Annotated in this window: 15 protein-coding genes; 6 read left to right on the forward strand and 9 right to left on the reverse strand. The window is 55.2% G+C overall.

What is annotated here, in order from left to right:
- The first annotated feature begins 12 nt into the window (after nucleotides 1-12).
- Nucleotides 13-3,237 carry a carbamoyl-phosphate synthase large subunit gene (gene carB / locus L379_RS19065; RefSeq protein ID WP_023295906.1) on the forward strand — a complete coding sequence of 1,075 codons (3,225 nt, stop codon included), beginning with the start codon at nucleotides 13-15 and terminating at the stop codon, nucleotides 3,235-3,237.
- A gap of 140 nt (nucleotides 3,238-3,377) precedes the next feature.
- Complete coding sequence (locus L379_RS19060) at nucleotides 3,378-3,611, forward strand: YgdI/YgdR family lipoprotein (protein ID WP_003856439.1); 234 nt, start codon at nucleotides 3,378-3,380, stop codon at nucleotides 3,609-3,611.
- Nucleotides 3,612-3,659: 48 nt separating this feature from the next.
- On the opposite strand, the gene L379_RS19055 is transcribed toward L379_RS19060, so the two are convergent.
- On the reverse strand, nucleotides 3,660-6,635 hold the full coding sequence (locus L379_RS19055) for an autotransporter family protein (RefSeq protein ID WP_032652544.1): 2,976 nt from the start codon (nucleotides 6,633-6,635) through the stop codon (nucleotides 3,660-3,662).
- Nucleotides 6,636-7,006: 371 nt separating this feature from the next.
- Between L379_RS19055 and kefF the strand changes: the two genes are divergently transcribed.
- The 3 genes from kefF to folA all read left to right on the forward strand — a co-directional run bounded on the left by kefF (nucleotide 7,007) and on the right by folA (nucleotide 9,989).
- Nucleotides 7,007-7,537 carry a glutathione-regulated potassium-efflux system oxidoreductase KefF gene (gene kefF, locus L379_RS19050; RefSeq protein WP_032652546.1) on the forward strand — a complete coding sequence of 177 codons (531 nt, stop codon included), beginning with the start codon at nucleotides 7,007-7,009 and terminating at the stop codon, nucleotides 7,535-7,537.
- The gene (kefC, locus tag L379_RS19045; protein WP_023295908.1) at nucleotides 7,530-9,395 is read left to right on the forward strand and encodes a glutathione-regulated potassium-efflux system protein KefC; all 1,866 of its coding nucleotides are present in this window, start codon (nucleotides 7,530-7,532) and stop codon (nucleotides 9,393-9,395) included. The genes kefF and kefC overlap by 8 nt, the downstream gene beginning before the upstream one ends.
- Before the next feature lie 114 nt (nucleotides 9,396-9,509).
- Nucleotides 9,510-9,989 (forward strand): type 3 dihydrofolate reductase, encoded by a 480-nt coding sequence (folA, locus tag L379_RS19040; RefSeq protein ID WP_003856431.1) that lies wholly within the window; start codon nucleotides 9,510-9,512, stop codon nucleotides 9,987-9,989.
- A gap of 39 nt (nucleotides 9,990-10,028) precedes the next feature.
- On the opposite strand, the gene apaH is transcribed toward folA, so the two are convergent.
- From apaH to lptD, 6 genes are read right to left on the reverse strand one after another with little or no spacing between them, the layout of a single operon-like run.
- Nucleotides 10,029-10,877, reverse strand: a complete 849-nt coding sequence (gene apaH / locus L379_RS19035) for a bis(5'-nucleosyl)-tetraphosphatase (symmetrical) ApaH (protein ID WP_015572649.1) — start codon at nucleotides 10,875-10,877, stop codon at nucleotides 10,029-10,031.
- Between the two features lie 4 nt (nucleotides 10,878-10,881).
- A complete protein-coding gene (gene apaG, locus L379_RS19030; protein ID WP_003856425.1) occupies nucleotides 10,882-11,259 on the reverse strand; it encodes a Co2+/Mg2+ efflux protein ApaG in 378 nt (125 codons plus the stop codon).
- A gap of 3 nt (nucleotides 11,260-11,262) precedes the next feature.
- On the reverse strand, nucleotides 11,263-12,084 hold the full coding sequence (gene rsmA / locus L379_RS19025) for a 16S rRNA (adenine(1518)-N(6)/adenine(1519)-N(6))-dimethyltransferase RsmA (protein ID WP_003856423.1): 822 nt from the start codon (nucleotides 12,082-12,084) through the stop codon (nucleotides 11,263-11,265).
- A complete protein-coding gene (pdxA, locus tag L379_RS19020; protein WP_017694531.1) occupies nucleotides 12,081-13,067 on the reverse strand; it encodes a 4-hydroxythreonine-4-phosphate dehydrogenase PdxA in 987 nt (328 codons plus the stop codon). Before pdxA ends, rsmA begins: the two co-directional genes overlap by 4 nt.
- Complete coding sequence (surA, locus tag L379_RS19015) at nucleotides 13,067-14,353, reverse strand: peptidylprolyl isomerase SurA (RefSeq protein WP_017383803.1); 1,287 nt, start codon at nucleotides 14,351-14,353, stop codon at nucleotides 13,067-13,069. The genes pdxA and surA overlap by 1 nt, the downstream gene beginning before the upstream one ends.
- Before the next feature lie 53 nt (nucleotides 14,354-14,406).
- Nucleotides 14,407-16,758: an LPS assembly protein LptD gene (gene lptD / locus L379_RS19010; protein WP_017383802.1), complete on the reverse strand. Its 2,352-nt coding sequence runs from the start codon at nucleotides 16,756-16,758 to the stop codon at nucleotides 14,407-14,409.
- A 239-nt stretch (nucleotides 16,759-16,997) separates the two neighbouring features.
- Between lptD and djlA the strand changes: the two genes are divergently transcribed.
- Complete coding sequence (djlA, locus tag L379_RS19005; RefSeq protein WP_015572652.1) at nucleotides 16,998-17,813, forward strand: co-chaperone DjlA; 816 nt, start codon at nucleotides 16,998-17,000, stop codon at nucleotides 17,811-17,813.
- A gap of 31 nt (nucleotides 17,814-17,844) precedes the next feature.
- Here djlA and rluA read toward each other — a convergent pair whose 3' ends face one another.
- Nucleotides 17,845-18,504, reverse strand: a complete 660-nt coding sequence (gene rluA / locus L379_RS19000) for a bifunctional tRNA pseudouridine(32) synthase/23S rRNA pseudouridine(746) synthase RluA (protein WP_003856412.1) — start codon at nucleotides 18,502-18,504, stop codon at nucleotides 17,845-17,847.
- Nucleotides 18,505-18,516: 12 nt separating this feature from the next.
- Nucleotides 18,517-21,423: an RNA polymerase-associated protein RapA gene (gene rapA / locus L379_RS18995; protein ID WP_032652548.1), complete on the reverse strand. Its 2,907-nt coding sequence runs from the start codon at nucleotides 21,421-21,423 to the stop codon at nucleotides 18,517-18,519.
- Between the last annotated feature and the right edge of the window lie 56 nt (nucleotides 21,424-21,479).

Consider the following 21,479-nt stretch of genomic DNA (forward strand, 5'->3'; position numbering starts at 1 on the left):
GCTGAGAAGACCATGCCAAAACGTACAGACATAAAAAGCATCCTGATCCTTGGCGCTGGCCCGATTGTCATCGGCCAGGCCTGCGAATTCGACTACTCCGGCGCGCAGGCGTGTAAAGCCCTGCGTGAAGAGGGTTACCGTGTCATCCTGGTAAACTCTAACCCGGCCACCATCATGACCGACCCGGAAATGGCGGATGCGACCTACATCGAGCCGATTCACTGGGAAGTGGTACGCAAAATTATCGAGAAAGAGCGTCCGGACGCGGTGCTGCCGACCATGGGCGGCCAGACGGCGCTGAACTGTGCGCTGGAGCTGGAGCGTCAGGGCGTGCTAGAAGAGTTCGGCGTGACCATGATCGGTGCGACCGCCGACGCGATTGATAAAGCAGAAGACCGTCGCCGCTTCGACGTGGCAATGAAAAAAATTGGCCTTGATACCGCACGTTCCGGTATCGCGCACAATATGGAAGAAGCGCTGGCCGTTGCGGCTGAAGTGGGTTATCCGTGCATCATCCGCCCTTCCTTCACCATGGGTGGCACCGGCGGCGGTATTGCCTACAACCGCGAAGAGTTTGAAGAAATTTGCGAGCGCGGCCTGGATCTCTCCCCAACCAAAGAGTTGCTGATTGATGAATCGCTGATTGGCTGGAAAGAGTACGAGATGGAAGTGGTGCGTGATAAAAACGACAACTGCATCATCGTCTGCTCCATCGAAAACTTCGACGCGATGGGGATCCACACCGGTGACTCCATCACCGTTGCGCCAGCTCAGACGCTGACCGACAAAGAGTACCAAATCATGCGTAACGCCTCGATGGCGGTACTGCGTGAAATCGGCGTGGAAACCGGCGGCTCTAACGTGCAGTTCTCGGTGAACCCGAAAACCGGCCGTCTGATTGTTATCGAAATGAACCCGCGCGTGTCCCGTTCCTCCGCGCTGGCCTCCAAAGCCACCGGCTTCCCGATTGCGAAAGTGGCGGCGAAACTGGCGGTGGGTTACACCCTTGACGAGCTGATGAACGATATCACCGGTGGCCGCACGCCAGCGTCCTTCGAACCGTCCATCGACTACGTTGTGACCAAAATTCCACGTTTTAACTTCGAGAAATTCGTCGGTGCCAACGACCGTCTGACTACCCAGATGAAATCCGTTGGTGAAGTCATGGCGATTGGCCGCACGCAGCAGGAATCCCTGCAAAAAGCGCTGCGCGGCCTGGAAGTGGGCGCGACCGGCTTTGACCCGAAAGTCAGCCTGGACGACCCGGAAGCACTGACCAAAATCCGCCGCGAGCTGAAAGACGCGGGCGCAGAGCGTATCTGGTACATTGCCGATGCCTTCCGCGCGGGCCTGTCCGTCGACGGCGTATTTAACCTGACTAACATTGACCGCTGGTTCCTGGTGCAGATTGAAGAGCTGGTGCGTCTGGAAGAGAAAGTGGCGGAGCTGGGCATCAACGGCCTGGACGCAGACTTCCTGCGCATGCTGAAGCGTAAAGGCTTCGCCGATGCGCGTCTGGCTAAGCTGGCGGGCGTGCGTGAAGCGGAAATCCGCAAGCTGCGCGACCAGTACGACCTGCACCCGGTCTACAAGCGCGTGGACACCTGTGCGGCTGAATTCTCGACCGATACCGCATATATGTACTCCACCTATGAAGAGGAGTGCGAAGCGAACCCGTCCGTCGACCGCGACAAGATTATGGTGCTGGGCGGCGGTCCAAACCGTATCGGCCAGGGCATCGAGTTTGACTACTGCTGCGTACACGCCTCACTGGCGCTGCGCGAAGACGGTTACGAGACCATTATGGTCAACTGTAACCCGGAAACCGTCTCGACCGACTACGACACTTCCGACCGCCTCTACTTCGAGCCGGTCACCCTGGAAGACGTGCTGGAAATCGTGCGCATCGAGAAGCCAAAAGGCGTGATCGTGCAGTATGGCGGCCAGACTCCGCTGAAGCTGGCGCGCGCGCTGGAAGCAGCAGGTGTGCCGGTTATCGGCACCAGCCCGGATGCGATTGACCGTGCGGAAGACCGCGAGCGTTTCCAGCAGGCGGTTGACCGTCTCAAACTGAAACAGCCGGCGAACGCCACCGTGACCGCAATTGAAATGGCCGTTGAGAAAGCGAAAGAGATCGGCTACCCGCTGGTGGTGCGTCCATCCTACGTACTGGGCGGCCGCGCGATGGAAATCGTCTACGACGAAGCGGACCTGCGTCGCTACTTCCAGACGGCGGTGAGCGTTTCCAACGATGCGCCTGTGCTGCTCGACCGCTTCCTCGACGACGCGGTTGAAGTCGACGTGGATGCCATCTGCGACGGCGAAAGGGTGCTGATTGGCGGCATCATGGAGCACATCGAGCAGGCGGGCGTGCACTCCGGTGACTCCGCCTGTTCTCTGCCAGCGTACACCCTGAGCCAGGAGATTCAGGACGTGATGCGCCAGCAGGTGCAGAAGCTAGCCTTCGAGCTCCAGGTTCGCGGCCTGATGAACGTTCAGTTCGCGGTAAAAGACAACGAAGTCTATCTGATTGAAGTCAACCCGCGTGCGGCGCGTACCGTACCGTTCGTCTCCAAAGCGACCGGTATTCCGCTGGCGAAAGTGGCGGCGCGCGTGATGGCTGGCCAGACGCTGGCTCAGCAGGGCGTCACGAAAGAAATTATCCCGCCTTACTACTCGGTGAAAGAGGTGGTACTGCCGTTCAACAAATTCCCGGGCGTTGACCCGCTGTTAGGGCCAGAGATGCGCTCTACCGGGGAAGTGATGGGCGTTGGCCGTACCTTCGCAGAAGCGTTTGCGAAAGCGCAGCTGGGCAGTAGCTCCACCATGAGAAAATCTGGCCGTGCGCTGCTCTCCGTTCGCGAAGGCGATAAAGAGCGCGTGGTTGACCTGGCCGCCAAGCTGCTGAAACAGGGCTTCGAACTGGACGCCACTCACGGTACGGCGATTGTGTTGGGTGAAGCGGGTATCAACCCGCGTCTGGTGAACAAAGTGCATGAAGGTCGTCCGCACATTCAGGACCGCATTAAGAATGGCGAGTACACCTACATCATTAACACCACCGCAGGTCGCCAGGCGATTGAAGACTCCAAACTGATTCGCCGCAGCGCGCTCCAGTACAAAGTGCATTACGACACCACCCTGAACGGCGGTTTCGCGACGGCCATGGCGCTGAATGCGGATGCCACCGAGAAGGTGATTTCGGTGCAGGAAATGCACGCTCAGATTAGCAAGTAACACACATTGCCCGGTGCCATCCGGTTACCGGGCAATTTTCCCATCTTAAGAACCTTCTGGTTTTTCATCCGCTTTCAGTCAGTTAGCCTAAAATAGTTAGGTCGATAACGAAAATTCAACTGAGAGCAGGGGAATACACCATGCAAAATAAACTACTGATCGCTTCCGTTCTGGCTGCCACCGCAATGTTCACCGTGGCGGGCTGTTCGTCCAATCAGGCCGTAAAAACCACCGATGGCAAAACGATTGTTACTGACGGGAAACCGCAGGTGGATGACGATACCGGTCTGGTATCGTACAAAAACGCCGAAACCGGTCAAACTGAACAGATTAACCGTGACCAGGTTAAATCAATGGGCGAGCTGGATAACTAAAAAAAAGCAGTGGCACATGCCACTGCTTTTTTGTTTCAGGATGATCGATTACCAGCGATGGTTTAACAAAATATGACCGCCGTAGGCGGCATAGCTGTTTTCACCCCACTCGCCGCTGGCACGCAGGGAGATCGTCGTGGTTTCGTTCAGGTTGCCGGTTAAGCCCAACTCTAACTGACCACGATCTTCCGGCGTATCGTTGCTGACGGTCTCGTCGTTGAATGCCAGATCGTTTTGACCAGCACCTTTCAACCAGTTAACCGCAACGTACGGCTGCCAGGCCTTGACGTCCTTCTGCTGGAAGTAGCTTGCTTTAACGCCGAGACGATCAAAGACGCTGTCATTGTCCAGGGTAGTGACGCGTACGCCGTCGCGATCGGTATGATTTTCCTGATCGAGATAGCTGTAGATCACCTGCGCCTGCGGCTCGATCTTCCAGGTGCGTTCATTTTCAGACTGGATTATCCACGCGTGGCCGACTTCAACAGACGCGGCGAAACCTTCACTATCGTAGTCTTCATCGTTGCGATTGCTGGTGACGTTGTTGTTGTACCAGCTGTAAGCGGCCCAGGTATCAACGTAGCTGCCCAGACGTAATTTCTGATCTTCCTGCCAGGTGGCGTACAGCCCAACATTGAAGCCATCAACCTTACCCTGTGCGTCACGTACGTTGTGCTTCGCATCAGAGTGGGTCTTCGCCTGGCCTGCACCGAACATCCCGCCAGCACGCAGGATGCCGTTATCCATTGGCTTGCTCATGAAATCGCTGCCGACTTGCAGTACGGTGGTGGTGGTGTCGTAGCTGACTTTATCGCCACCCGCATCGTTCTCGTGATAGCGACCCTTAACGTACATCCAGGTGTTCAGGTCGTCTTCATTGCGGAAGGTGATCTGGTCGCGATCGTCACGCTTATGCAGGAACATGCTCTGTGCGGCAAGGTAGTTACCTAAGTAAGCACCCACTTCAGGTGCCATGACTTCCGGAGCATTGTTACCGCCGTTGTCAGTGTTGCCGCCGTTATCGGTGCCGCCGCCGTTATCGGTGTTGCCGCCGTTATCGGTGTTGCCGCCGTTATCGGTGTTACCGCCGTTGTCGGTGCTGCCGCCGTTGTCGGTGTTGCCGCCGTTGTCGGTGTTGCCGCCGTTATCGGTGTTGCCGCCGTTGTCGGTGTTGCCGCCGTTGTCGGTGTTATCGCCATCATCAGTATTGCCACCGTCATCGGTGTCGTCGGAAGGCTCATCAGAAGGCGTCGCCTTTGATTCCAGATACCAGTTGCCGTCACTGTGCTGGTAGAGGTTATATTCCCAGGCGCCTGCGACGACCGGTTTTGCCAGCGTCAGTTGGGCTTCGGAACTGCCGCCGATGCTGACAATTTCCATACCGTTAATGGTTTGCGCGCCTGCGCCGCCAATGTTGGTGATGCTGATGCCAGACTGACCAAAGCTGCTACCCGTAATAGTGAGGTGATCAGTTGGTGAATTATCTTCACCCAGGGTGCTGTTCATCACGATCTGGCTACCGTCAGAGCCGGTGTAGTCGCCATTAATCGTAAAATTATTGCCAACGCTATTATTAGCCGCACTGAGTAACAGCGTGCCGCCATTAGTCACGTTGCCGTTGATGGTATCGACGCCGGAAGCGCTGAGCGTGGAGTTACCCTGGACTGCATTCCATGCCGCCAGCGTACCGCCGCTAAGAACCGCGATGTTGTTGTTCACTTCGCCTGCGGTGGCAAAGGTCGCGCCATTTTCAACGGTAACGGTGGCGTTACTGCCCTTGACGCCGAGCGTTGCGTCAGTGGAGACCAGCGTGGTGCCGCCGTGCAGAACCGTATCCCCTGTATAGCTATTTTTGCCCGTCAGGGTCAGGGTGTTGGAATCAACTTTTTCGACGTTACCGCTACCGGTCATGTCGGTGGCGAAAGTGAAATCGCTTCCCTGGTTAAAAATGACGGTACCGTTGTTGGTGAGCCCACCGCTGAGGGTCGCGGTTTTTTCGCCATCGCCCAGTTGCAACGAAGCATCTTTGGCCACCCGAGTATTACCGGTATTCGATACCGCGCCTGACAGGGTTAACGCGCCCGTGTCTATCAGCAAGGAATCGCCAGAGCCAATAATATCGAGATCGCCCGACAGCGCCCAATTTTCGCCCATCATTTTTATACTGGCAAAACCGTCGCCTTCGTTCAGACCCACAAAGTTACTGTCTTCCGTACCGGTGCCGATCAGGGTGAGAGTGTTTCCCGTGGAATTGGTGGAAATAACGTCACCGATAAGAGTGGAACCCGTATCAAGCACCAGGGTGTTATTTTTATTGCTGGCAAACATAACAGCGGCTGTATCACCACTAATCGTTCCGCTATTCGTGATATCTACTTTTGCCGTATCTTTTACATTAATGCCATTCTGGGTTCCCTGCACGGTACCACTGTTAAATATTTTTGTATTGCCAGTACCCAGTGTGATAGCGTCACCGCTTGTACCGATAATTGCACCACTGTTATTAATACCAATGCCAGTCTGAGAGTTCAGACCTATTTTTCCTTTTATCATTCCAGTGCTGGAGTTAGTAATATTCACTGCTGAGGAGTTTTCACTGACAAAAATGCCATTTTCCGCACCTATGATATTTCCACTATTCTTGAAATCACCGAGTAATGACTGAATATTCACAGCATTCGCGGTGGTGGAAGAAATGGTTGCACCGATGTCGTTATTAATAACAACACGTTGCGCACCAGTATTTATATCCAGGCCAGTTTCCCTACCCGAAATATTCCCTTCGTTAGTGACATTATTGATAGTAAACCCAGTGACAGATACCGCCGCTTCACTATCTGCGGAAGATATCGTCACGTCTTTATTAATAACATATTCAGCATCGGCTGAGAAATCTTGAGGAACAGAAGTTGATTGGTCAATCGTTGCAGAAAACGCAACCGCAGGGGTGCATATCAACAAGGCAGGAAATATCTTTCCCAGAGTTTTGGTTGTATTATTTAATTGGGAGGGTTTGTTGCTCATGTACACATCCATTTGAGTGAGAAGGAATATTCGACACGTGTGTGAAACGTATATCGACCGCCTAAATAATGAGCTCAAAACAAAGAGCGTAAAATTATTATTTTTTCAATGGGTTATGTACAGACTGTTTTATTAAAGAATGACTTAAGGTCCTCTAAAAATATCTGTTGGCAATATGAGTTGTTACTATTATTTTGCGGCATGAATTTGTCGTACGCGTCGTTTTCTTTCTTTAGCGCCGTAATCGCTGTTAAGGTGGTGATGATTGCCAATACTTGCGATTTACTTTGAAGCGTAAGATGACCCCTTTAAGTCGGGGTGGTAACTGTCTACACTCATTGCTACAAGAAAAGTAAAAGACGGGCATATACATGATTCTGATAATTTATGCGCACCCCTATCCGCAGCACTCGCATGCGAATAAGCGGATGCTTGAGCAGGCAAGGACGCTCGAAAACGTAGAGATACGTTCCCTCTATCAACTCTACCCTGATTTTAATATCGATGTCGCCGCCGAACAGGAGGCGCTCTCCCGTGCCGATCTGATCGTCTGGCAGCATCCGATGCAGTGGTACAGCACGCCTCCGCTGCTGAAATTGTGGATCGACAAAGTTTTCTCCCACGGTTGGGCATATGGGCACAACGGCAACGCGCTTCAGGGCAAAAGCCTGATGTGGGCTGTTACCACCGGCGGGGGGGAAAGCCACTTTGAGATTGGCGCCTTCCCCGGATTTGACGTGCTGGCGCAGCCGCTCCAGGCTACTGCCCTTTACTGCGGTCTGTACTGGCTTCCGCCTTTTGCGATGCACTGTACCTTTGTCTGCGACGATGAAACCTTGCAGGCGCAGGCTCGTCACTACAAGCAACGTTTACTTGAGTGGCAGGAGACGCACAATGGATAGCCATACGCTGATACAGGCGCTGATTTACCTCGGCGCGGCGGCATTAATTGTGCCCGTGGCGGTTCGTCTGGGGCTGGGCTCGGTGCTCGGCTATCTGATTGCCGGGTGTGTGATTGGCCCCTGGGGCTTTCGGCTGGTGACGGATGCCGAGTCGATCCTGCATTTTGCGGAGATCGGCGTGGTGCTGATGCTGTTTGTGATTGGTCTGGAGCTGGATCCGCAGCGGCTGTGGAAACTGCGCGCCTCGGTGTTTGGCGGAGGCGCCCTGCAAATGCTGGCCTGCGGTCTGCTGTTGGGCGGGTTCTGCATTCTGCTGGGGATGGAGTGGAAAGTCGCAGAGCTGATCGGCATGACGCTGGCGCTCTCCTCGACGGCGATTGCCATGCAGGCAATGAACGAGCGTAATCTGACGGTGTCGCAAATGGGGCGCAGCACCTTCTCCGTACTGTTGTTCCAGGATATTGCCGCCATCCCGCTGGTGGCGATGATCCCGCTGCTGGCAGCCAGCGGCGCATCAACGACGCTGGGAGCATTTGCCTTATCAGCGCTGAAGGTTGCCGGTGCGCTGGCGCTGGTTGTTCTGCTTGGTCGCTACGTAACGCGTCCGCTGCTGCGCTTTGTTGCTCGCTCTGGCCTGCGAGAAGTATTCAGCGCCGTTGCGTTATTCCTGGTGTTTGGTTTTGGATTGCTGCTGGAAGAGGCCGGGCTGTCGATGGCAATGGGCGCCTTCCTCGCGGGAGTCTTACTGGCAAGCTCCGAATACCGTCACGCGCTGGAAAGCGATATCGAGCCGTTTAAAGGATTGCTGCTGGGGCTGTTTTTCATCGGCGTCGGGATGTCTATCGACTTCGGGACGCTGGTAACCCATCCGCTGCGCATCATCATTCTGCTGGTGGGTTTCCTGGTCATTAAAATGGCGATGCTGTGGCTGATTGCCCGCCCGTTAAATGTGCCAAAACCGCAACGCCGCTGGTTTGCCGTGCTGCTGGGGCAGGGGAGTGAGTTTGCTTTCGTTGTCTTTGGCGCAGCGCAGATGGCAAATGTACTTGATCCGGAATGGGCAAAAGCGCTGACGCTGGCGGTTGCGCTGTCGATGGCCGCAACGCCGATCCTGCTGGTGCTGCTGACGCGTCTGGAGAAAACGGGAAGCGAACAGGAGCGAGAAGCCGATGAGATCGACGAGGAGCAGCCGCGGGTGATCATCGCCGGATTTGGCCGCTTCGGGCAGATTACTGGCCGTTTACTGCTCTCCAGCGGAGTCAAAATGGTTATCCTCGATCACGATCCTGACCATGTCGATACGCTGCGTAAATTCGATATGAAAGTGTTTTACGGTGATGCGACCCGAGTTGATCTGCTGGAATCCGCCGGGGCGGCGAAAGCCGAGGTGTTGATTAATGCCATTGACGATCCAGAGACCAGTATGCAGATGGTTGAGCTGGTTAAAGAGCATTTTCCGCATCTGACCATTATCTCCCGTGCGCGCGATGTGGATCACTACATCCAGCTGCGTCAGGCGGGTGTGGCAGCCCCTGAACGCGAAACCTTCGAAGGGGCGCTTAAATCTGGCCGCATGGCGCTGGAAAGCCTGGGGCTTGGTGCGTATGAAGCGCGTGAGCGTGCCGATCTGTTCCGCCGTTTTAATCATGAGATGGTGGAAGAGATGGTGGCGATGGCGAGCAGTACGGCAACCGAACGCGCTGCGGTGTTTAAACGCACCAGCACCATGCTGACGGAGATCATCAACGAGGATCGTAATCATCTGTCGCTGGTTCAGCGCCACGGCTGGCAAGGAACGGAAGAGGGCAAGCATACTGGTGATCCTGCGGATGAACCGGAGAGTAAACCCTCTGCGTGAAGTGGAGTTGCCAGCAATATTAAAAAATTTCTAATTCTTTACCCTGCCGCCAGTCGACGAAAGATTAAGCTTTCCGTATAGTGGCGGCAATTTTTTGCATCCGGGAAATTTTCAATGATCAGTCTGATTGCAGCGCTGGCGGTAGACCGCGTTATCGGCATGGAAAACGCCATGCCGTGGAACCTGCCTGCCGATCTCGCATGGTTTAAACGTACTACGTTAAACAAGCCGGTAGTGATGGGCCGCCTGACCTGGGAGTCGATTGGTCGTCCACTGCCGGGTCGTAAGAATATTGTGATCAGTAGCCAGCCGGGCACTGACGATCGCGTTCAGTGGGTTAAGTCCGTTGATGAAGCCATTGCCGCCTGCGGCGATGCCGAAGAGATCATGGTGATCGGCGGGGGGCGTGTGTATGAGCAGTTCCTGCCTAAAGCGCAGAAACTGTATCTGACGCACATTGATGCGGAAGTGGAAGGGGATACCCATTTCCCGGATTACGATCCGGACGAGTGGGAGTCCGTATTCAGTGAGTTTCACGATGCGGATGCGCAGAACTCACACAGCTACTGCTTCGAAATTCTGGAACGTCGTTAACGGTTTTATCCTCTCCCCGAAGGGAGAGGATAAACATCTTCAGGAGGCGACTGCCTCACCCTCGCCTAAGTCCAGCTGTCGGTTGGATGGCTGCACAAAGTAAGTTTTATCTTCCCAGCGTAAGCAGGTTAAATCCCCGCCCCAGCAGCATCCGGTATCCAGCGCATAGATATTTTCCGGGGTGCCTTTTCCTTCCAGCGATGCCCAGTGGCCAAATACCACACTGTATTCGTTTGTCACGGGGCCCGGAATCGCAAACCATGGCTTAAGCGGCGCAGGGGCATTTTCAGGCGTATCTTTGCAATACATATCCAGTTGCCCGTTCGGGAAGCAGTAGCGCATCCGCGTAAAAGCATTGGTGATAAAACGCAGTCGTGCCAGGCCGCTGAGGTCATCACTCCAGTTATTTGGCATGTCGCCGTACATCGCATCAAGGAAGAACGGGTAGGAGTCGCTCGCCAGCACCGCTTCGGCGTCGCGCGCGCAGGTTTTTGCCGTCTCAAGATCCCACTGAGGCGTGATGCCGGCATGCGCCATCACCAGTTTTTTCTCTTCGTCAATCTGTAGCAGCGGCTGGCGACGCAGCCAGTTGAGCAACTCATCGGCATCCGGTGCTTCCAGCAGGGGGGTAATGCGATCTTTCGGCTTATTACGGCTGATCCCGGCGTATACGGCCAGCAGATGCAGATCGTGGTTGCCCAGCACCATGCGCACACTGTCACCCAGCGATTTGACATAGCGGAGGACGTCCAGGGAACCGGGACCGCGCGCCACTAAGTCGCCCGTCAGCCAGAGCGTGTCCTGCCCGGGGGTGAAGTCGACCTGTTTTAATAATGCGATCAGTTCATCGTAGCAACCGTGAACGTCGCCAATCAGATATGTAGACATTAGATTAATGAATAAGTGTAGGTACGGCGAGACGGAATACGGGAATAGCAATGCGGAAAGCATTGCCGTCGGCATCGACCATTTCATAATGGCCCTGCATGGTACCCAGCGGCGTTTCAATGACCGCGCCGCTGGTGTACTGATACTCTTCGCCAGGGGCGATATGGGGTTGTTCACCGACCACGCCTTCGCCCTGGACTTCAATTTCACGGCCATTGCCGTTGGTGATAAGCCAGTAGCGCCCGAGCAGTTGCACAGGCATCCGCCCCAGATTGCGAATGGTTACGGTATAAGCAAAGACAAAACGTTCTTCATCCGGTGTGGATTGGGACTCAATGTAGACGCTTTGAACCTGAACACAGACGCGGGGCGAATCAATCATGGCTTAGCTCTCCTTCGGCGGCGCATTGTCGCTGATGTAATTAGCCAGCTTGCAGTACTGCTCTACGGAAATATTTTCCGCACGCATTGCCGGGTCGATGCCCAGCTCAGCTAATACGTCAACGGTAAACAGATTGCCAAGGCTGTTACGAATCGTTTTACGGCGCTGGTTAAAGGCTTCTGTCGTGATACGGCTCAGCACGCGCAGGTCTTTGACCGGGTACGGCATCGTTTTATGTGGCACCAGGCGCACAACCGCAGAATCTACCTTTGGCGGTGGCGTGAATGCGGAAGGCGGTACTTCTAATACCGGGATCACGTTGCAGTAATATTGCGCCATCACGCTTAAACGACCATACGCTTTACTGTTCGGCCCTGCAACCAGACGGTTAACGACCTCTTTTTGCAACATGAAGTGCATGTCGGCAATGGCATCAGTATAGCTAAACAGATGGAACATCAGCGGGGTGGAGATGTTGTACGGCAGGTTACCGAACACGCGCAGCGGCTGTCCCATTTTTTCTGACAGTTCGCCAAAGTTCATGGTCATCGCATCCTGCTGATAAATCGTCAGCTTCGGCCCGAGGAACGGGTGCGTTTGCAGACGCGCGGCCAGATCGCGGTCGAGTTCGATAACGGTCAGTTCGTCGAGGCGTTCGCCTACCGGCTCGGTCAGCGCGGCAAGACCCGGGCCGATTTCGACCATGGCCTGACCTTTCTGCGGATTAATGGCAGAAACGATACTGTCGATCACAAACTGATCGTTGAGGAAGTTTTGCCCGAAGCGTTTACGGGCTAAGTGGCCCTGATGGACTCGATTAGTCATTGAGTATTAACAATCATTTTGATGGCGAGATTAAGCGCCGTAATAAAACTGCCGACATCCGCTTTTCCCTGGCCTGCCAGATCCAGCGCAGTACCGTGGTCAACGGACGTTCGAATAAAGGGTAAACCGAGGGTGATATTCACCCCGCGGCCAAAGCCCTGGTATTTTAGCACGGGCAGACCCTGATCGTGGTACATCGCGAGTACGGCGTCGGCATTATCCAGGTATTTGGGCTGGAAAAGGGTGTCGGCAGGCAGAGGCCCGCTGAGGTTCATCCCCTTCGCCCGCATCTCCTCAAGCACCGGAATGATGGTGTCGATCTCTTCGGTGCCCATATGTCCGCCCTCACCCGCGTGCGGATTCAGGCCGCAAACCAGCACATGCGGCTGCGGAATGCCGAATTTGGTTTGCAGATCGTGATGCAAAATGCCAATGATCTCACGCAGGAGTTCAGGCGTAATGGCATCCGGAATGGCTTTGATCGGCAGGTGCGTTGTTACCAGCGCAACGCGCATTGCTTCGGTTGCCAGCATCATCACCACTTTCGGGCTGTGCGAACGCTCTTCGAAAAATTCGGTATGCCCGGTAAACGGAATGCCCGCGTCATTGATCACGCCTTTATGCACCGGACCGGTGATCAGGGCGGCAAATTCGCCCTGAAGGCAACCGTCACAGGCGCGCGCCAGCGTCTCGACAACGTAGTGGCCGTTTTCGGTGTGTAACTCACCGGGGACAACAGGCGCACGGAGCGGAACAGAAAGCAGGGTGAGAGTCCCCGCCTGCTGCGGTGCGGGCTGTTGGCCTTCAACGTAAGGGAGGAGCGTTAAAGGCAGACCGAGCAAGGCTGCCCGGTCTTGTAACAGTGTTGCATCTGCGCAGACAACCAACTCTACCGGCCAGCTGCGCTGGGCGAGCTGAACCACAAGGTCAGGCCCAATCCCGGCGGGTTCGCCGGGGGTGATCACAACACGATGCGGTATCATCAGTTGCTCAACACTTTCACGTAAGCGCTGGCGCGTTGTTCCTGCATCCAGGTTGCGGCTTCTTCAGAGAACTTACGGTTAAACAGCATGCGATACGCACGGTCTTTCTGCGCCGCGTCGGTTTTATCCACGTTGCGCGTGTCCATCAGCTGGATCAGATGCCAGCCGAAGGAGGAGTGTACCGGCGCGCTCATCTGGCCTTTATTCAGCTTCATTAACGCATCGCGGAAAGCCGGATCGTAAATATCCGCTGCCGCCCAACCCAGGTCACCGCCCTGGTTTGCAGAGCCAGGATCCTGAGAGAACTCTTTTGCCGCTTTATCGAAGGTGGTTTTACCGCTCTTGATGTCTGCCGCGATCTGTTCCAGCTTCGCACGAGCCTGATCGTCAGTCATGATCGGAGACGGCTTAAGCAGGATATGACGCGCATGCACTTCGGTAACCGAAATGTTCTGGCTCTGGCCGCGCAGGTCGTTCACTTTCAGAATGTGGAAGCCCACACCGGAACGGATTGGACCGACGATGTCGCCTTTCTTCGCCGTGCTCAGCGCCTGGGCAAACAGGGATGGCAGCTCCTGAATACGGCCCCAGCCCATCTGGCCGCCTTTCAGCGCCTGCTGGTCAGCGGAATAGGTGATCGCCAGCTTGCCGAAGTCATCGCCATTACGCGCCTGCTCAACGATAGCGCGCGCCTGGCTTTCCGCCTCAGCCGCCTGATCGGAGGTTGGGTTTTCCGGCAGTGGGATCAGGATGTGGCTCAGGTTAAGCTCAGTGCTGGCATCATTCTGATTCCCTACCTGTTTTGCCAGGGCATCCACTTCCTGAGGCAGGATGGTGACGCGGCGACGGACTTCATTGTTACGCACTTCTGAAATCAGCATCTCTTTACGGATCTGATTACGGTAGGTGGCATAGCTGATGCCGTCGTAGGCCAGGCGGCTACGCATCTGATCCGGGGTAATGTTGTTCTGCTTTGCAATGTTGGCGATCGCCTGATCGAGCTGCTCGTCAGAGATCGTCACGCCCATTTTCTGGCCCATCTGAAGAACAATCTGATCCATGATCAGACGCTCCAGGATCTGGTGGCGCAGCGTAGCGTCATCCGGAAGCTGTTGACCTGCTTCGCCCGAGTTGAGCTTTACAGATTTCATCAAACCGTCAACGTCACTTTCAAGTACGACGCCGTTGTTAACCACAGCCGCGACTTTATCGACAACCTGTGGGGCCGCGAAGCTGGTATTCGCAACCATAGCGACACCGAGTAGCAGCGTTTTCCAGTTCTTCATACTTTTTCCATTTCAATTAACCGCAAAGCGGATTACGTTGTAAATCAAGCACATTACAATGAACTACGATACGGCAGAATGTTCGAGCGCAGCATCTGCTGCGTGCCCAGACCGTAGTTAGAACTCAGGCCGCGCAACTCGATATTAAAGCCGATCACGTTATCATATTTGCCCTGACTGTTTTGCGTATCCCAGCCGTTAAGTTTGCGTTCGTAACCGACACGTATTGCGTAACAGCAGGAGTTGTATTGCAGACCCAGCATCTGGTCAGCAGGTTTTTGGGCATTCGTGTCATAGTAGTAGGCCCCGACGACTGACCAACGATCGGCGATCGGCCAGCTCGCGGCGGTACCCACCTGTGAAATACCGTCTTTGTATTGGTCTGTATTCGCATAGTTTGGCAGCGTCGCCTGGATATACTCCGGGCTGGCGTAACGGTACGTCAACTGCAACATGCGGTCTTCATCACGACGGTATTCGATGGCTGCGCTGCCCGTCGCGATATTGTCCAGTCGTGTATCGTACTGAACACCACCGCGCAGACCCCAACGATCCGTCATGCGCCAGTAGGTGTCGCCCGCCCATACCAGTGAGCCCGTTTTGTTGTCTTTCTCCCAGTTAATGTCGTCATCACCGGTACGAGACTCGGTGAAATAGTAGATTTGACCAACAGAAACGTTAAAACGTTCAACGGCAGCATCATCATATACGCGCGTTGTGACGCCAGTCGTTAACTGGTTAGCAGACGCAATACGGTCAAGCCCGCCGTAGGTACGGTCACGGAACAGGCCGCTGTAGTCTGATTGCAGGAAGGAAGAGTCGTAGTTTTGAATTTTGCTCTGATCGCGATAAGGCACGTACAGATACTGCATACGCGGCTCAAGCGTCTGGGTGTATCCATCGGCGAGAAGGCCCATATCACGTTCGAAGATCAGCTTCCCGTCCATTTTGAATTGCGGAAGCGTACGGTTTACCGACTCTTCAAGATCGGTGCCATAGCGTTTGTTATACCAGTCCAGATTTTTCTGCTGGTAGTGGGTGGCCATCAGCTTAGCTTCGGTATTCAGGCTCGCCCAGTCGTTTGACCACGGCAGATTGATCGTCGGCTCGATATGCAGACGCGTTGATTCCGGCATATCCGAGTTGGTGTTGACGAAATGGACCGCCTGAGCATAAACGCGCGTGTCGAAAGGACCCACATCGTTCTGATACCAGTTCACGTCCAGCTGCGGCTCGGCACCATAGGTACTACGCGATTGTGTATCAAATACCTGGAACTGTTTGGTCGACACCGTCGCGTCAAAGTTCTCAATGGCGTAGCCCACGCTGAATTTCTGCGTGGCGTAACCGTCGGTACTGGAGCCGTATTTAGAATCAAAGTCGTTGAAGTAATACGGATCGCTGACTTTGGTGTAGTCGATGTTGAAACGCCACACCTGATCCAATACCCCGGCGTGCTTCCAGTAGTACATCCAGCGGTGCTTATCACCTTCGCTCGGATGCTCGTCCTGGAACACCTTATCTGATGGCAGATAATCAAATTCCATCAGACCCGCGCCCGCCTTGGTCAGATAGCGGAATTCGTTCTCCCACATGATGTTACCGCGCTTATGGATATAGTGCGGCGTGATCGTGGCGTCCATGTTGGGCGCAATGTTCCAGTAGTACGGCAGGTAGAACTCAAAGTAGTTCGACGTGCTGTACTTGGCGTTCGGGATCAGGAAACCTGAACGACGTTTGTCACCCACAGGCAGTTGCAGGTAAGGGCTATAGAAAATGGGCACCGGGCCGAGTTTAAAACGGGCGTTCCAGATCTCTGCAACCTGTTCTTCACGGTCGTGGATCACTTCACTGCCCACAACGCTCCAGGTATTTGACCCTGGCAAACAGGAGGTAAACGTGCCGTTTTCGAGAATGGTGTAGCGGTTTTCGCCGCGCTGCTTCATCAGGTCCGCGGTACCGCGCCCCTGACGACCGACCATCTGGTAATCACCTTCCCAGACGTTGGTGTCTTTGGTATTCAGATTCGACCAGGCTTTCGGACCTTTCAGGATGACCTGATTGTCGTCATAGTGCACATTACCCAGCGCATCCACCGTACGGACAGGCGCCTGAGCACCTTCCGGTTGCTTCTGGTGCAATTGCACTTCGTCAGCAAGCAGGCGACTGTTTCCCTGGTTAATATCGACATTGCCCGTAAAGGTCGCATTGTCAGGATAATTACCTTTTGCGCTGTCGGCATTAATGGTGACGGGTAAGTCATTCGTATCGCCTTTCACCAGTGGGCGATTGTAACTTGGGACGCCAAGCATACACTGCGAGGCGAGATCGGCTGCGAGCCCCTGTTGGCTATACAGGGCGGTGCCAATCATTGTGGCCAGAAGGGTGGGGATACGTTTTTTCATACGTTGTATTTTATTGTTCCGTCATCAGTGGCTACGGCTTACAAACGCTCAGAGACTATCTTACTCATCAGCGCAGTACCAGCGTTAATCCTGCCCGTTTGCGCGCCAGAGTGTTAGGCTCGCTATCGAATGACGAGTATGATAATGCAAATTATAGGCGATGTCCCTCAATTGACCGTGGCGCGACCACTGTAATGATGGCGTTGCGTCGGCCAGGAACATGACCATTCGGGGAGTATATGCAGTATTGGGGTAAAATAATCGGCGTTGCGTTCGCAATTATTATGGGTGCCGGATTCTGGGGTGTCGTTCTTGGCCTCATTATCGGCCATATGTTTGATAAAGCACGCAGCCGCAAAATGGCCTGGTTTGCCAACCAGCGCGAGCGCCAGTCACTCTTTTTCTCCACCACCTTCGAGGTGATGGGGCACTTAACCAAATCAAAAGGACGCGTAACGGAAGCCGATATTCAGGTGGCCAGCGTCTTTATGGATCGCATGAATCTGCACGGCGAATCCCGCATCGCGGCGCAGAATGCGTTCCGGATTGGTAAATCAGATCACTACCCGCTGCGTGAAAAAATGCGGCAGTTCCGTAGCATCTGTTTCGGGCGTTTTGATTTAATTCGGATGTTTCTGGAAATTCAAATCCAGGCCGCCTTCGCGGATGGCTCTCTGCATCCGAATGAACGGGACGTCCTGTATGTGATTGCTGAAGAGTTGGGCATTTCCCGCATGCAGTTCGATCAGTTCCTGCGCATGATGCAGGGCGGCGCGCACTTTGGCGGCGGTTATCAGCAGCAATCGTCCGGCGGCGGCTGGCAGCAGGCGCAGCGTGGCCCTACGCTTGAAGATGCCTGTAACGTCCTCGGCGTGAAGCCGTCTGACGATGTTACGACCATCAAACGCGCCTATCGTAAGCTGATGAGCGAGCACCATCCGGATAAGCTGGTGGCGAAAGGCCTGCCGCCAGAGATGATGGAGATGGCGAAACAGAAAGCGCAGGAAATCCAGAAAGCCTACGAGCTAATTAAAGAGCAGAAAGGTTTTAAATAAAAAAATGGCCCGACAGTGTCGGGCCATTTTTTCAGAAGTCCACCGGGGCTTTGAACGTCATGGCGTTGCCGAAAGCAGGGTGGGTGATGGTGAGCGTCTGCGCATGCAGTTGCAGGCGCGGCGCTAACGCCAGTGCTTCCGGCGGCGCATAGAATCTGTCCCCCAGAATGGGGTGACCCATCGCAAGCATATGCACACGCAGCTGGTGGGAGCGCCCGGTAATCGGCTTCAGCAGGACGCGCGCGGTGTTATCCGGCGCGTACTCCAGCACTTCATACTCGGTTTGCGCGGCCTTGCCGGTTTCGTAACACACCTTCTGCTTTGGCCGGTTCGGCCAGTCGCAAATCAGCGGTAAATCCACCAGCCCTTCCGCCTGCGCCGGATGGCCCCAGACGCGCGCGACATACTGTTTCTTCGGCTCGCGCTCGCGGAACTGACGCTTCAGCTCGCGTTCTGCCGCTTTATTCAGAGCCACCACAATCACGCCGCTGGTCGCCATATCCAGACGATGGACAGACTCGGCCTGGGGATAATCACGCTGGATACGCGTCATCACGCTGTCTTTATGCTCTTCCAGACGCCCCGGCACGGATAACAAGCCGCTCGGCTTGTTAACCACCATAATGTGCTCGTCCTGATACAGAATGACCAGCCACGGATCCATCGGGGGATTGTAGGGCTCCATTACCATCTTGCGCTCCGCTTACTGATGCGTCACAACGATAAGACGCAGGGCGTCGAGACGCCATCCCGCCTGATTCAGGCTTTCCAGCACCTGCTGGCGGTTGCTCTCAATGGCGGCCAGCTCATCGTCACGAATGTTAGGGTTCACTGCTTTCAACGCTTCCAGACGCGACAGCTCGGCAGAAAGCTTCTCATCGGCTTCGCTACGCGCCGCATCGATCAGCACTCTGGCCGCTTTTTCGGCCTGGGCTTCACCCAGTTGCAGAATGGCATGCACGTCCTGCTGCACCGCATTCACCAGCTTACTGCCGGTATGGCGGTTCACCGCGCTCAGCTGACGGTTGAAGCTTTCAAACTCCACCTGGCCGGCCAGGTTCGTACCGTTTTTATCCAGCAGCAGACGCACCGGAGTTGGCGGCAGGAAGCGGTTAAGCTGAAGCTGTTTCGGCGCCTGCGCTTCCACAACGTAGATCAGCTCCACCAGCAGCGTGCCCACAGGCAAGGCTTTGTTCTTCAACAGGGAGATGGTGCTGCTGCCGGTATCGCCGGAGAGGATCAGATCCAGACCGTTGCGGATCAGCGGATGCTCCCAGGTGATGAACTGTGCATCTTCGCGGGAAAGCGCCACATCACGCTCAAAGGTGATGGTGCAGCCGTCTTCCGGCAGGCCCGGGAAATCCGGCACCAGCATATGATCGGACGGGGTCAGCACGATCATGTTCTCGCCGCGATCGTCCTGGTTAATGCCGACGATGTCGAACAGGTTCATGGAGAAGCTGATCAGGCTGGTGTCATCGTCCTGTTCTTCGATACTTTCGGCCAGCTGCTGCGCTTTTTCACCGCCGTTGGAGTGGATCTCCAGCAGGCGATCGCGACCCTGCTCCAGCTGAGCTTTCAGCGCATCGTGCTTCTCTCGACAGGATTTGATCAGCTCATCAAAGCCCTCGGTGTTTTCCGGAGCCGCGAGGTAACCGATCAGGTCTGCATGCACCTGATCGTAAATGGTGCGGCCGGTCGGGCAGGTATGTTCAAACGCATCCAGGCCTTCGTGGTACCAGCGAACCAGAACGGACTGGGCGGTTTTCTCCAGATACGGAACGTGGATCTGAATATCGTGCGCCTGACCGATACGATCCAGACGGCCGATTCGCTGCTCCAGCAGATCCGGGTTAAACGGCAGATCGAACATCACCAGATTGCTGGCGAACTGGAAGTTACGGCCTTCAGAACCGATTTCGGAGCACAGCAGAACCTGCGCGCCGCTGTCCTCTTCACTAAACCACGCCGCAGCGCGGTCGCGCTCGATAATAGACATGCCTTCATGGAACACGGCGGCGCGAATACCTTCGCGCTCGCGCAGCACTTGTTCAAGTTGCAGGGCGGTGGCTGCCTTGGCGCAGATCACCAGCACCTTCCGGGAACGGTGCGCGGTCAGATAACCCATCAACCACTCCACGCGCGGATCGAAGTTCCACCAGGTGCCGGTGTCGCCTTCAAATTCCTGATAAATCTGCTCAGGGTAGAGCATGTCGCGCGCGCGATCTTCCGCGGATTTACGGGTGCCCATAATGCCGGAGACTTTAATCGCCGTCTGGTACTGGGTCGGCAGCGGCAGTTTGATGGTGTGCAACTCGCGTTTCGGGAAGCCTTTCACGCCGTTACGGGTGTTACGGAACAGCACGCGGCTGGTGCCGTGGCGGTCCATCAGCATGTCGATCAGCTCTTTACGCGCGGATCCCGCATTATCGCTGTCGCTGTTCGCGGCCTGAAGCAGCGGCTCAATATCCTGCTCGCCGATCAGATCGCTGAGAGTGTTAAGCTCATCATTAGAGAGACGATTACCGGCCAGCAGCAGCGCGACGGCGTCCGCCACCGGACGGTAGTTTTTCTGCTCTTCAACAAACTGCTCAAAATCGTGGAAACGATTCGGATCAAGCAGGCGCAGACGGGCGAAGTGGCTCTCAAGACCCAGCTGCTCCGGGGTGGCGGTCAGAAGCAGAACGCCCGGTACGCGCTCGGCAAGCTGCTCAATCGCCATGTATTCACGGCTTGGCGCATCTTCGCTCCAGACCAGGTGGTGTGCTTCGTCGACGACCAGCAGATCCCATTCTGCGTCGCACAGGTGCTCCAGGCGCTGCTTGCTGCGGCGCACGAAGTCCAGGGAACAAATGACCAGCTGTTCGGTTTCAAACGGGTTGTCCGCGTCGTGCTGGGCTTCGGCATAGCGCTCGTCGTCGAACAGGGAGAAGCGCAGGTTAAAGCGGCGCAGCATCTCGACCAGCCACTGGTGTTGCAGCGTTTCCGGCACCACAATCAGCACGCGCTCGGCAGCGCCAGAGAGCAGCTGCTGGTGCAGGATCATGCCTGCTTCGATGGTTTTACCCAGGCCCACTTCGTCAGCCAGCAGCACGCGAGGCGCATGGCGACGGCCCACGTCATGGGCGATATTCAGCTGATGGGGAATAAGGCTGGTACGCTGGCCGCGCAGGCCGCTCCACGGCATGCGGTACTGTTCACTCTGGAACTTACGCGCGCGGTAGCGCAGGGAGAAGCGATCCATTCGGTCGATTTGCCCGGCAAACAGACGGTCCTGCGGCTTGCTGAAAACCAGTTTGCTGTCGAGCAGCACTTCACGCAGGATAACATTCGTCTCGTCGGTATCAAGACGCGTTCCAATGTAGGCGAGCAGTCCATTCTCTTCTTTTACGTCTTCAACCTTCAGCTGCCAGCCTTCGTGGCTGGTCACGGTGTCGCCCGGATTGAACATTACGCGGGTAACAGGGGAGTCATTGCGAGCGTACAGGCGGTTTTCACCGGTAGCAGGGAAAAGGAGGGTAACCATGCGCGCATCGACGGCAACGACGGTTCCTAATCCAAGTTCGCTTTCTGTATCGCTGATCCAGCGTTGACCAAGTGTAAAAGGCATAGTTGTTCGGCTCTAATCTTTAATTGCAGGCAATAGTTCGACCCCGTCAAAAAAGA

It is taken from the genome of Enterobacter sp. MGH 33 (assembly GCF_000534535.1).
Taxonomy (GTDB): domain Bacteria; phylum Pseudomonadota; class Gammaproteobacteria; order Enterobacterales; family Enterobacteriaceae; genus Enterobacter; species Enterobacter hormaechei_C.

Bases quoted from the DNA above. Each gene is read 5' to 3' on its own strand.
- kefF (WP_032652546.1), top strand. From the start codon at position 7,007: ATGATTCTGATAATTTATGCGCACCCCTATCCGCAGCACTCGCATGCG.
- surA (WP_017383803.1), bottom strand. From the start codon at position 14,353: ATGAAGAACTGGAAAACGCTGCTACTCGGTGTCGCTATGGTTGCGAAT.
- L379_RS19055 (WP_032652544.1), bottom strand. From the start codon at position 6,635: ATGAGCAACAAACCCTCCCAATTAAATAATACAACCAAAACTCTGGGA.
- rapA (WP_032652548.1), bottom strand. From the start codon at position 21,423: ATGCCTTTTACACTTGGTCAACGCTGGATCAGCGATACAGAAAGCGAA.
- lptD (WP_017383802.1), bottom strand. From the start codon at position 16,758: ATGAAAAAACGTATCCCCACCCTTCTGGCCACAATGATTGGCACCGCC.
- rluA (WP_003856412.1), bottom strand. From the start codon at position 18,504: ATGGTAATGGAGCCCTACAATCCCCCGATGGATCCGTGGCTGGTCATT.
- L379_RS19060 (WP_003856439.1), top strand. From the start codon at position 3,378: ATGCAAAATAAACTACTGATCGCTTCCGTTCTGGCTGCCACCGCAATG.
- rsmA (WP_003856423.1), bottom strand. From the start codon at position 12,084: ATGACTAATCGAGTCCATCAGGGCCACTTAGCCCGTAAACGCTTCGGG.
- pdxA (WP_017694531.1), bottom strand. From the start codon at position 13,067: ATGATACCGCATCGTGTTGTGATCACCCCCGGCGAACCCGCCGGGATT.
- djlA (WP_015572652.1), top strand. From the start codon at position 16,998: ATGCAGTATTGGGGTAAAATAATCGGCGTTGCGTTCGCAATTATTATG.
- folA (WP_003856431.1), top strand. From the start codon at position 9,510: ATGATCAGTCTGATTGCAGCGCTGGCGGTAGACCGCGTTATCGGCATG.
- apaG (WP_003856425.1), bottom strand. From the start codon at position 11,259: ATGATTGATTCGCCCCGCGTCTGTGTTCAGGTTCAAAGCGTCTACATT.
- kefC (WP_023295908.1), top strand. From the start codon at position 7,530: ATGGATAGCCATACGCTGATACAGGCGCTGATTTACCTCGGCGCGGCG.
- apaH (WP_015572649.1), bottom strand. From the start codon at position 10,877: ATGTCTACATATCTGATTGGCGACGTTCACGGTTGCTACGATGAACTG.
- carB (WP_023295906.1), top strand. From the start codon at position 13: ATGCCAAAACGTACAGACATAAAAAGCATCCTGATCCTTGGCGCTGGC.